Source organism: Mycobacterium lacus (genome assembly GCF_010731535.1).
In the GTDB taxonomy this organism is placed as follows: Bacteria; Actinomycetota; Actinomycetes; order Mycobacteriales; family Mycobacteriaceae; genus Mycobacterium; species Mycobacterium lacus.
This window is the reverse complement of record NZ_AP022581.1, coordinates 4,360,641-4,372,275: the sequence shown is the minus strand read 5'-3', so window position 1 is coordinate 4,372,275 and position 11,635 is coordinate 4,360,641. Positions and strand designations below refer to the sequence as shown.

The 11,635-nt window shown below is 66.0% G+C and carries 6 protein-coding genes and 3 pseudogenes; 8 read left to right on the top strand and 1 reads right to left on the bottom strand.

The genetic code is table 11. The features are described 5' to 3' along the window. Positions 1 to 9: 9 nt before the first annotated feature. From G6N24_RS26130 to G6N24_RS20110, 8 genes and pseudogenes are all read left to right on the top strand, one after another. Positions 10 to 1,398: pseudogene (locus G6N24_RS26130) on the top strand (beta strand repeat-containing protein); the annotation flags it as partial. 345 nt (positions 1,399 to 1,743) lie between these two features. After that, positions 1,744 to 2,940 (top strand): annotated as a pseudogene (locus G6N24_RS26125) (beta strand repeat-containing protein); the annotation flags it as partial. A gap of 314 nt (positions 2,941 to 3,254) precedes the next feature. After that, positions 3,255 to 4,637: pseudogene (locus G6N24_RS20135) on the top strand (PE family protein); the annotation flags it as partial. Positions 4,638 to 4,947: 310 nt separating this feature from the next. After that, positions 4,948 to 5,118: a nuclear transport factor 2 family protein gene (locus tag G6N24_RS24970; RefSeq protein WP_232070612.1), complete on the top strand. Its 171-nt coding sequence runs from the start codon at positions 4,948 to 4,950 to the stop codon at positions 5,116 to 5,118. A gap of 227 nt (positions 5,119 to 5,345) precedes the next feature. Next, a complete protein-coding gene (locus tag G6N24_RS20125) occupies positions 5,346 to 6,398 on the top strand; it encodes a S1C family serine protease (RefSeq protein WP_085158357.1) in 1,053 nt (350 codons plus the stop codon). Between the two features lie 108 nt (positions 6,399 to 6,506). Continuing rightward, positions 6,507 to 8,312 carry a maltose alpha-D-glucosyltransferase gene (gene treS, locus G6N24_RS20120; protein ID WP_085158393.1) on the top strand — a complete coding sequence of 602 codons (1,806 nt, stop codon included), beginning with the start codon at positions 6,507 to 6,509 and terminating at the stop codon, positions 8,310 to 8,312. Then, positions 8,309 to 9,670, top strand: coding sequence for a maltokinase N-terminal cap-like domain-containing protein (locus tag G6N24_RS20115; protein ID WP_085158355.1), 1,362 nt, complete (start codon positions 8,309 to 8,311; stop codon positions 9,668 to 9,670). The genes treS and G6N24_RS20115 overlap by 4 nt, the downstream gene beginning before the upstream one ends. 79 nt (positions 9,671 to 9,749) lie before the next feature. Next, a complete protein-coding gene (locus G6N24_RS20110) occupies positions 9,750 to 10,427 on the top strand; it encodes a YoaK family protein (protein WP_085158353.1) in 678 nt (225 codons plus the stop codon). A 77-nt stretch (positions 10,428 to 10,504) separates the two neighbouring features. On the opposite strand, the gene ag85C is transcribed toward G6N24_RS20110, so the two are convergent. Further along, entirely contained in the window at positions 10,505 to 11,506 is a 1,002-nt protein-coding gene (ag85C, locus tag G6N24_RS20105; protein WP_085158351.1) for a diacylglycerol acyltransferase/mycolyltransferase Ag85C, read from the bottom strand. Positions 11,507 to 11,635 lie beyond the last annotated feature (129 nt).

The following is an 11,635-nucleotide window of genomic DNA, read 5'->3' as shown; positions in this document are numbered from 1 at the left end:
AACACGGGCTTGTTCAATGCCGGCGACGTCAACACCGGCATCGCCAACCCGGGCAGTTATAACACCGGCAGTTTCAACACGGGCAGCACCAATACCGGCGGCTTCAACCGGGGTAGCTACAACACCGGTTATTTCAACGCCGGCAATTACAACACCGGTGTGGCAAACACCGGCAATTTCGACACCGGCGCCTTCATCTCGGGCAACATGGACAACGGCTTCTTCTGGCGGGGCGACAACCGGGGCCTGCTGGGCCTCTCCTACGCGATCACCATCCCGGAAATCCCCGCGCACGTCGACGTGAATATCCCGATCAACATACCAATCACCGGTAGCGTCACCAACCTCGTAATAAACCCCTTCACCCTCGACGAAATTGACGTCATAAGCGTCGCCGGTACCGGCAGCATCGGACCCGCCGCCTTCCCGGCCATCACGCTTAGCCTTCCCACAATCGCGATCGCCGTGGGCGGGCCGACTACTGCGATCGATATTGCCGCCACCGCCGGTTTCGGCCCCATCCGGGTCCCGATCATCGATATTCCCGCGACGCCGGGCTTTGGGAACTCGACCGCCGGCCCGTCGTCGGGCTTTTTCAACACCGGCGCTGGCAGCGCGTCGGGCTTCGGCAACATCGGCGCCAACAACTCGGGCCTGTTGAACGTCGCCTTCGGGGGATTCGGCAGCTCCGGGTTTGAAAACATCGGTGCGCTGTCCTCGGGTGTGGCCAACATCGGCACCGCGATCTCGGGCTTCTACAACGCCGGCCCGCCGGACCTCGTGACGCCGGCCTTCGGCGCGGGCGTGGCAAACATCGGCGCCAACCTGCCCGGCGCGGGCACCGCGGGGTTCAACTTGGGCTTGGCCAACCACGGCGGCGGCAACCTGGGCAGCGCAAACACCGGGGTTTTCGATATCGGCGTGGGGAACCTGGGCAGCTACAACATCGGCGCGGGCAACCTGGGCGACGACAACTTCGGCTTCGGGAATGCGGGCAGCTACAACGTCGGCGTCGCCAACACCGGGTTCAACAACCTCGGCTTTGCCAACACCGGCAGCAACAACGTCGGCGTCGGGCTCACCGGCAGCGGCCAGATCGGGTTCGGCTCGCTGAACTCGGGCAGCGGAAACGTCGGCTTGTTCAACTCGGGCACCGGGAACTTCGGCTTGTTCAACTCGGGCACCGGAAACTTCGGCATCGGCAACACCGGCAATAACAACACAGGCTTGTTCAACTCTGGCAACGTCAACACCGGCATTGGCAACCCCGGGAACTATAACACCGGCAACTTCAACACGGGCAACACCAACACCGGCAGCTTCAACACCGGTAGCACCAATACGGGCGGCCTGAACCAAGGCAGCTATAACACCGGCTTCTTCAACGCCGGCAACTACAACACCGGTGTGGCGAACACGGGCAATTTCGACACCGGCGCCTTCATCTCGGGCAACATGGACAACGGCTTCTTCTGGAGGGGCGACAACCGGGGCCTGGTTGGCTTCTCCTACACCATGACTATTCCCGCAATCCCCGCACACTACAGTGTCAATATCCCAATACATGTGCCTATCACCGGCACCATCGGCGTTAGCATGCTGAACAGTTTCACCATCCCCGAAATCCCCTTAGATGTTCAGGTTCTTTTTGCATTCCCCGTGAACAATAGTATCGGTCCCTTTGTGTTCGATGAAGCCGTTATTCAACCCATAACACCCGTGGACATCCTTATCGGGCAAGATATTAATATGGGCGGCAACGGTAGCTTCGGTCCCTTCACCATCACCATAGGTATCGGCGGGACCCCGGGCTTCGGAAACGCGACCACCGGCGCGTCGTCGGGATTCTTCAATTCCGGTGGCGGCCACGCATCGGGCTTCGGAAACTTTGGTGCCGGTAGTTTGTCGGGTTTCGGAAACGTTGGCGCCGGCAATTCGGGCTTCTGGAACGCCGGCGGCTTAGGAAACTCTGGCTACCTGAACTTCGGCGCGCTGCAGTCCGGTGTGTCGAACGTTGGCAACACCATCTCCGGCCTCTTCAACACGAGTACGTTGGACCTCGCGACACCGGCTTTCGACTCGGGCATCGCGAACGTCGGCGCCAATCTGACGGGCATCTTCGGCGGTCCGCCGACATTTAACCTGGGCTTCGCAAACCACGGCGCCTTGAACGTGGGCAACGCCAACATCGGCAACAACAACGTGGGCATCGCAAATCTCGGGGACTACAACTTTGGTGGCGCCAACATTGGGAGCAACAACATCGGCGGCGGAAATACCGGAACCTTCGATATTGGCTTTGGAAACTTGGGCAGCTACAACTTCGGGTTAGCGAACACTGGAATTAACAACCTCGGTCTGGGAAATCTGGGCAGCTACAACCGAGGCTTCGCAAACTCCGGGATCAACAATATCGGCTTCGCGAATACGGGCAGCAACAACATCGGGATCGGCCGTACCGGCAGCGGCCAGGTCGGGATAGGCTCCCTCAACTCGGGCAGCCACAACATTGGCCTCTTCAACTCGGGCAGCGGAAACATCGGCTTTTTCAACTCGGGCAGCGGAAACATCGGCTTATTCAACTCGGGCAATGGAAACTGGGGCATCGGCAACACCGGCAGCACCAACACGGGCTTGTTCAACTCGGGCGACGTCAACACCGGCCTGCTCAACTCCGGCGACGTCAACACCGGCGGCCTCAACCCGGGCAACTACAACACAGGCTTGGCAAACGCCGGCAATATAAACACCGGCGCTTTCATCTCCGGCAGCTACACCAACGGCTTCTTGTCGAGTGGCGATTACCAGGGGCTGATCGGCATCCCGCTGTTGGGCATCCCGGCGACCCCGGGCTTCGGAAACTCCACCCTGAGCCCGTCGTCTGGCTTCTTCAACTCCGGCGCTGGCAGCGCATCGGGCTCCTTCAACTCCGGAGCCAATCTTTCGGGCTACCTCAACGTTGGCGCGGTGGAGTCGGGCATGTTGAACCTCGGCAACACCTTGTCGGGCTGGTTCAACACGAGAGTCCACTGAACCCCGCGGCGGCAGCGCACGACTCGGGCGTGGCAAACGTCGGCGCCCACATCTGGGGCTATTGAGCCTGCTGGTGCGGCGAGTGTTCTGGTCGGTCTTAAAAGGATTGGTGGCAATCGGAGTTGTCAGGCCGGACCAGGCGATACGCTGTACATCTGTTGAATACTCCTGCGTTCTGACGGGCGCTAGCCGAGTCGCGCTGAAGTGGTGGGAGGTGTCCCATGTCGTTTGTGATTGCGGCGCCGGAGTTGGTGTCGGCGGCGGCGTCGGATTTGGCGAGTATTGGGTCGGCGATCAGTTCGGCCAATGCGGCGGCGGCGGTCCCGACGGCGGGGGTGTTGGCGGCGGGTGCCGATGAGGTGTCCGTGGGGATCGCGGCGTTTTTTGCGGCGCACGCCCAGGCGTATCAGGCGCTTAGTGCGCAGGCGGCGGCGTTTCATGCCCAGTTTGTGCAGGCGTTGAACGCGGGTGCGGGCTCGTATGCGGCCGCCGAGGCCGCCAACGTGCAGCAGAGTCTGCTGAATCTGGTGAATGCGCCCACCCAGGCGTTGTTGGGCCGTCCGTTGATCGGCGACGGTGCTAATGGCACGGCGCCGGGGCAGTCCGGCGGGGCTGGGGGGTTGTTGTTCGGCAACGGCGGCAACGGCGCGCCAGGGACGAACGCCGGGGTGGCCGGCGGTAACGGCGGGGCCGCGGGGTTGATCGGCCATGGCGGGGCCGGTGGTGCAGGCGGGGCGGGTGCCGCCGGGGGGGCCGGCGGGACCGGCGGGTGGCTGTACGGCAACGGCGGCGCCGGCGGCGCCGGCGGGGCCGCCACCGTCCCCGGCGGCAACGGAGGCAACGGCGGTGCCGGCGGGAACGCGTGGCTATTCGGGAACGGCGGGGCCGGCGGGCTCGGCGCGGATGGCGCGACCGGTGTGCCCGGCGTCAACCCCATCACCAGCCCGGCGGCCACCGGGTCCCCGGGAGCCGCTAACCCGGACGGCATCGGCGGTACCGGTGACAGCGGCACCGAGTTCGGGCAGACCGGCGGCACCGGTGGTGCCGGCGCCTTCAACATCCCCGGGGGCACCGGTGGTGACGGCGGTGATGGTGGCCCCGGAGCGCCCGGCGGCGCGGGCGGCAACGGAGGCACCGGGGGCGCCGGTGGCCGCGGCGGGCTACTGGTCGGCGACGGCGGCACCGGCGGTGCTGGCGGTGTTGGTGGCAGCGGCGGTGCCGGTGCGCAGGGCGGCACCGGCGGCGACGGCGGCATTGGCGGTGCCGGTCAGGTCGTGATCACGGGCCCTGATGGAAAGAAAATCGTGATCTTTGGTCAAGGCGGCACCGGCGGCGACGGCGGCACCGGCGGCGTCGGCGGCGACGGCGGACCCGGCGGCGACGGCGGTAACGGCGGTGCGGGCGGCGCGAGTGGACTCCTGGGTCGCTCGGGCAGCTCCGGACATGGCGGTAACCCTGGCGGCGGCGGCGCCGCGGGTCTCGGTGGTTTCGCCGGCGCGGGCGGCCCGGGCGGAGCGGGTAATCCTGTGGGCTCGAGCGGACAGGACGGTAGTTCGGGCGGGCCCGGTCAACCCGGCGCACCCGGCGATCCCGGCCAGCCCGGCTGAGGTCTGCATCGCCCCGTCCTTCACCGGCAGGCCCGCATCTCGGAACGGGCGGCACCCGAGCTGCGCGCCCGGCGGACCGCGCAGTTGCCAAGGCTTGAGACGCCGAGCCGCGGCTACCTTTATGTCATGTCGGCGGAGAGGCGCATTACCAATCTCCTGGAGCGCTATGCCGAATGCATCGACAGCGGCGACCTGGCTGGGGCGGCTGCGCTCTTCGAGCACGCACGCGTCCGGATCGGTGCGGACGAAACCGTTGACGCGGCCCGGCTGCTCGGCATCCGGAAGTGGTTGATTGTGCTCTATCCGGATGGGACGCCGCGAACCAGGCGCTGGTCCGATCGTCGAGGTCGACCGGGGCACTGGCACCGCGCGGTGCCGCACTTACTACACCGTGTTACAGCAAACCGAGGAGTTTCCGGTGCAGCCGATTGTCACCGGCCGCTACCATGACCGCTTCGAATGTGTCGACGACCAGTGACGCTTCTCATACCGGGACCTCACCTCACCCTCATCGACATGGTCGGCGACCTCAGCCACCATCTCAGGCATCCCATTGCGCCGGCTGCGCCGGAATCGGGGGCCTGACCTGGCTTATAAAGGGACTCCGATCCCGATCTGGACTACGGTGGATAGGTAAAGTTACGCCGCCCGGACCCCAAGGGCTGGGACTATTCCGATTCTTACCCCGACGCAGGAGGTTACGGGATGAGCAAATTGCGCCACCGCGCACGCGGATGGTCATGGTTGGTTGCCATGGCGACGGTGCTCGGCTTGGGCCTGACTACGCCGCCGCTGGGCGCGCAGGCGGCCCCGATCAAGGACTTCCCGGCGTTGCCGCTCGACCCGTCGGCGATGGTCGCGCAGGTGGGCCCGCAGGTGGTCAACATCAACACCCGGCTGGGCTACAACAACGCGGTCGGAGCCGGAACCGGCATCGTCATCGACCCCAACGGCGTCGTGCTGACCAACAACCACGTGATCTCGGGCGCTACCGACATCAGCGCGTTCAGCGTCGGCGACGGCCGAACTTACGGTGTCGACGTGGTCGGTTACGACCGCACCCAGGATGTCGCGGTGCTGCAGCTGCGTGGCGCCGGCGGCCTGCCCACCGCCGCGATCGGCGGTGGGGTCTCGATCGGCGAGCCGATCGTGGCGCTGGGCAACACCGGTGGGGCGGGTGGCACGCCCCGTGCGGTGCCCGGCCGCGTGGTCGCGCTCGGCCAGACGGTTCAGGCGTCGGACTCCCTGACCGGCGCCGAAGAGACCCTGAGCGGGTTGATCCAGGTCGACGCGGCCATCGCGCCCGGTGACTCGGGCGGGCCGATCGTCAACAACGCGGGACAGGTGGTCGGCATGAACACGGCCGCGTCCGACAACTTCCAGATGTCGCAGGGGGGGACGGGCTTTGCGATCCCGATCGGTCACGCGATGGGGATCGCCGGGCAGATCCGGTCCGGCGGCGGGTCGCCCACCGTGCACATCGGGCCCACCGCCTTCCTCGGCTTGGGCGTGGTCGACAACAACGGCAACGGCGCACGGGTGCAACGCGTGGTGGGTAGCGCTCCCGCCGCGTCGGTCGGAATCTCCACCGGTGACGTGATCACCGCGGTCGACGGTGTGCCGATCAACTCGGCCACCGCGATGTCGGATGTGCTGATCACGCATCATCCCGGGGACACCATCGCGGTGACCTGGCAGTCGAAGTCGGGCGGCTCGCGCACCGAGAACGTGACGCTGGCGGAGGGACCCCCGGCCTGACCGCCCCGCGGATAGCGCCCGCTGGCCGCCAATGTGTTTGGCGCCAGCCATGATTGCCTGCGCGATCGCCGGCGTGCGGCCTCGGGCACGCGTGGCATCGTGGAATCGATGAGCGACGCAAGCCGTGACGTCGGGGCCTTCGGGCATGATCCCGCGCGCGATCGCGCGGAGGGCAGTCACGTCGAACAAGGTGTGGTCGAGCATCCCACCGCCAACGACTTCGGCAACGCCGCCGCGCTGCCCCCCGACCCGACCTGGTTCAAGCACGCCGTTTTCTACGAGGTGCTGGTGCGGGCGTTCTTCGACGCCAGCGCCGACGGTTGCGGTGACCTGCGGGGCCTTATCGACCGCCTGGACTATCTGCAGTGGCTCGGCATCGACTGCATCTGGCTGCCCCCGTTCTACGATTCACCGCTGCGCGACGGTGGGTATGACATCCGGGACTTCTACAAGGTTTTGCCCGAGTTCGGCACCGTCGACGACTTCGTCGCGCTGGTCGACGCCGCACACCGGCGGGGCATCCGGGTGATCACCGACCTGGTGATGAATCACACCTCTGAGGCACACCCCTGGTTCCAGGAGTCCCGCCGCGACCCCGACGGCCCGTACGGCGACTACTACGTCTGGAGCGACACCAGCGAGCGCTACGCCGACGCCCGCGTCATCTTTGTCGACACCGAAGAGTCCAACTGGACGTTTGATCCGGTCCGCCGCCAGTTCTATTGGCACCGGTTCTTTTCGCACCAGCCGGACCTGAACTATGACAACCCGGCCGTGCAGGAGGCGATGATCGACGTCCTGCGCTTCTGGCTCGGCCTGGGCATCGACGGGTTTCGCTTGGACGCGGTGCCCTACCTCTTCGAGCGTGAGGGCACCAACTGCGAGAACCTGCCCGAGACGCACGCCTTCCTCAAGCGGGTCCGCAAGGTGGTGGACGACGAATTCCCGGGGCGAGTGCTGCTGGCCGAGGCCAATCAGTGGCCGGCCGACGTGGTCGAATACTTCGGCGATGCCAGCACCGGCGGCGACGAGTGCCACATGGCCTTTCACTTCCCGCTGATGCCCCGCATCTTCATGGCGGTCCGGCGGGAGTCGCGGTTTCCGATCTCGGAGATCCTGGCGCAGACCCCCCCGATCCCCGACATGGCGCAATGGGGCATCTTCCTGCGCAACCACGACGAGTTGACGCTGGAAATGGTCACCGACGAGGAACGTGACTACATGTACTCCGAGTACGCCAAGGATCCGCGGATGAAGGCCAACGTCGGGATCCGCCGCCGGCTGGCGCCGCTGCTGGAAAACGACCGCAACCAGATGCAGCTGTTCACCGCGCTGCTGCTCTCCCTGCCCGGCTCGCCGGTGCTGTACTACGGCGACGAGATCGGCATGGGCGACGTCATCTGGCTCGGCGACCGCGACGGCGTGCGGACGCCGATGCAGTGGACGCCGGACCGCAACGCCGGATTCTCCACCGCCAACCCCGGCCGGCTCTACCTGCCGCCGAGCCAGGATCCCGTCTACGGCTACCAGGCGGTCAATGTCGAGGCACAACGCGACACCTCGACGTCCCTGCTCAACTGGACGCGCACCATGCTTGCGGTGCGACGCCGCCACCACGCGTTCGCCGTAGGCACATTTGAGGAGTTGGGTGGGTCCAACCCGTCGGTGCTGGCGTTCGTGCGTGAGGCCGCTGAGCATGGCTCTGGCGATCGCGATGTGGTGCTGTGCGTGAACAACTTGTCACGGTTCCCGCAGCCTATCGAGCTGAACCTGCAGCAGTGGAACAACCACACGCCCGTCGAGCTGACCGGGCAGGTGGAATTCCCGCGTATTGGGCACCTGCCCTATCTGCTGACACTTCCGGGACACGGGTTCTACTGGTTCCAGTTGTCCGCATCCGAGGAGGAGCGATGACCCTCTCAGCCATGCTGGCAGCCAAGCTGCCCTGGTCGGAGTGGCTTCCGCAGCAACGTTGGTACGCCGGGCGCACCCGCGAGCTGTCCGCCGCCGAGGCCGGGATGGTGGTGCCGCTGCGAGACGGTCTGGATCTGGTGCTAGTCGACGTCACCTACAGCGACGGTTCCGCGGAGCGCTATCAGGTGATCGTCGAGTGGGATAGCGCGCCGGTCTCCGAGTACAGCACGCTCGCCACCATCGGCGCCGCCGACGACCGCACCGGTTTCGACGCGCTCTACGGTGTCGAGGCACCTCAATTCCTGCTGTCGCTGATCGAATCGTCGGCCGTGCGCGGCGTGCCGGGCGTCGAGGTGGCGTTCGTCAAGGAGCCGGATGTCGAGCTGCCGCTTGGGGCGCATCCCCGCGTGTCCGATGCCGAGCAAAGCAACACCAGCGTGATCTTCGATCGCGGGGCCATCTTCAAGGTGTTTCGCCGGGTCAGTCCGGGTGTCAATCCCGACATCGAGCTCAACCGGGTGTTGGGCCGCGCCGGTAACCCGCACGTGGCGCGGCTGCTCGGCACCTATGAGATGGCTTGGCAGGGCGCGGATCAGGCCGCGGTGTGCCCGCTGGGCATGGCGACCGCGTATGCGGCCACCGCGGCCGAAGGCTGGGCGATGGCCACCGCCAGCGTTCGTGACCTGTTCGCCGAGGGCGACCTGTATGCCCACGAAGTCGGCGGTGACTTCGCCGGCGAGTCCTACCGGCTCGGCGAAGCCGTTGCATCGGTTCACCGCACACTGGCCGGCAACCTCGGAACCGCGCGGGCGGCCTTCCCGGTGAACAAGGTGCTGGCGCGCCTGTCGTCGGCCGTGGCGGCGGTACCCGAACTGCGGCAGTACGCGGCAACGATCGCAGAGCGTTACCAGAAACTTGCCGAAGAAACGATCACCGTTCAGCGGATCCACGGCGATCTGCACCTGGGGCAGGTGCTGCGCACCCCCGAGAGCTGGCTGCTGATCGACTTCGAAGGTGAGCCGGGCCAACCCCTGGACGAGCGGCGGGCACCGGATTCGCCACTGCGCGACGTCGCCGGCGTGCTGCGTTCCTTCGAGTACGCCGCCTACGGGCCGCTGGTGGATCAAGCCGGGGACAAGCAGCTTGCCGCGCGTGCCCGGGAATGGGTCCAGCGCAACCGCACCGCGTTCTGCGACGGTTACGCGGCGGCGTCGGGAATCGACCCACGCGATTCGGCGCCGCTGCTGGGCGCCTACGAACTGGACAAGGCGGTGTACGAGGCGGGCTACGAGTCCCGGCACCGGCCCGGATGGCTGCCAATTCCACTGCGAGCGATCGCGCGGCTCACCGCCACTTAGCCTCGATCCGGCCGACCGTCGCGCCCCGTCGGCACGGCCGTGCCCTGCGCGCACGCCCGATGTCTGGCAGCATGTCCGGGTGGCGAATGAGACTTTCGACAGTGAGGCACGGTTGTCGTGGGTGCTGGCAGCGCTGGCCGGGATCTTGGGGGCGACCGCATTCGCCCACTCCGACGGGTACTTCGTGACCTTCATGACCGGCAACGCGCAGCGAGCCGTGCTGGGGGTTTTCCGGGACGACGTGGTGCTGTCGATAAGCGCGGCGCTGCTGATGCTGTGCTTCGTGGGCGGCGTGGTGGTTGCGTCGGTGTGCAGGCGGCGTTTCTGGGTGGCGCATCCGCACGGGCCGACCGTGCTGACCACCGTTAGCCTGCTGGCTGCCACCGCGCTGGACATCGTCGCGGGCGGATGGTCCGAAAAGCTGGATTTCGTGCCGATTCTGTTCGTGGTCTTCGGCATTGGCGCGTTGAACACGTCGTACGTCAAGGATGGCGAGGTGTCGATCCCGATCAGCTACGTGACCGGCACGCTGGTCAAGATGGGTCAGGGCATCGAGCGTCATATGGCCGGTGGACAGGCAGCCGACTGGCTGGGCTACTTTCTGCTGTGCGCCAGCTTCATGGTGGGCGCCGCCGTCGGCGGCGGCATCAGCTTGATCCTCGGTGGCACCCAGATGCTGGCCGCCGCAAGCGTTTTGTGCGCGGTGACAACGGGTTACACCTACTTCCACTCTGATCGCCGTGCCCTGCTGAAATAAAGCATCGGCAGCAGCGCTGGCCGTAGCGCCGCTGCCGATGCTGGCATTGTGGCTGGGCCTGGGAGCCACTAAGCGCCTTAGGCGGAATTGTTGGTGGCGCCCAGCACCTGCTGGATGTCGGACTTCATGGCAACCAGCTGTTGATTCCAGTAGGGCCACGAGTGTGTTCCATTGCTCGGGAAGTTGAACACGCCGTTGTGTCCACCCGCGGCCGCGTAGTTGTCCCGGAACGCTTCGTTGGTGCGCAAGGTGAAGCTTTCCAGGAACTTCGCCGGCATGTTGTCGCCACCCAGATCGGTTGGTGCGCCGTTACCGCAGTAGACCCAGATCCGGGTGTTGTTGGCGACCAGGCGCGGAATCTGGACCATTGGGTCGTTGCGCTTCCAGGCCGGGTCGGTGGACGGACCCCACATGCTGTTGGCGTTGTACCCGCCCGAGTCGTTCATCGCCAGTCCGATCATCGTCGGCCACCAGCCCTCAGACGGATTGAGGAATCCGGACAATGATGCGGCGTACGGGAATTGCTGCGGGTAGTACGCGGCCAGGATCAATGCGGAACCGCCTGACATCGAAAGACCCACCGCCGCATTGCCGGTCGGCGAAACACCTTTGTTGGCCTGCAGCCACGCGGGCATCTCCCTGGTCAGGAACGTCTCCCACTTGTAGGTGTAGCCCTGACCGTTGCCCTGGGAAGGCTGGTACCAGTCGGTGTAGAAACTGGACTGGCCGCCTACCGGCATGACCACCGAGAGGCCGGACTGGTAGTACTCCTCGAAGGCCGGGGTGTTGATGTCCCAACCGTTGTAGTCGTCCTGTGCCCGCAGGCCGTCGAGCAGGTACACCGCGTGCGCTCCGCCGCCCTGGAACTGGACCTTGATGCTGCGGCCCATCGACGGCGACGGCACCTGCAGGTATTCCACCGGAAGGCCTGGCTTGGAGAATGCCCCCGCGGTCGCCGAGCCGCCGACGGCACCCACGAGACCGGTCAACAGGGCAGCCCCCACGGCCGCGATGGCCAGCCGGCGCGGCGCTTTCGCCGCCGTGCCACGCAGTTTCCGCACCTCTTCGAAGAACGACATAGCCCTACCCATCCGTCGCGGTCGAATCTGTCTGGGTGAGTGAAACACAGCGGGACGCCGCCACTCGTCCGTCGCGGCCGGAGAGGCATGTCGCGGTTGGCTAACGATTGAGCGTCGGCGCGGAATCGG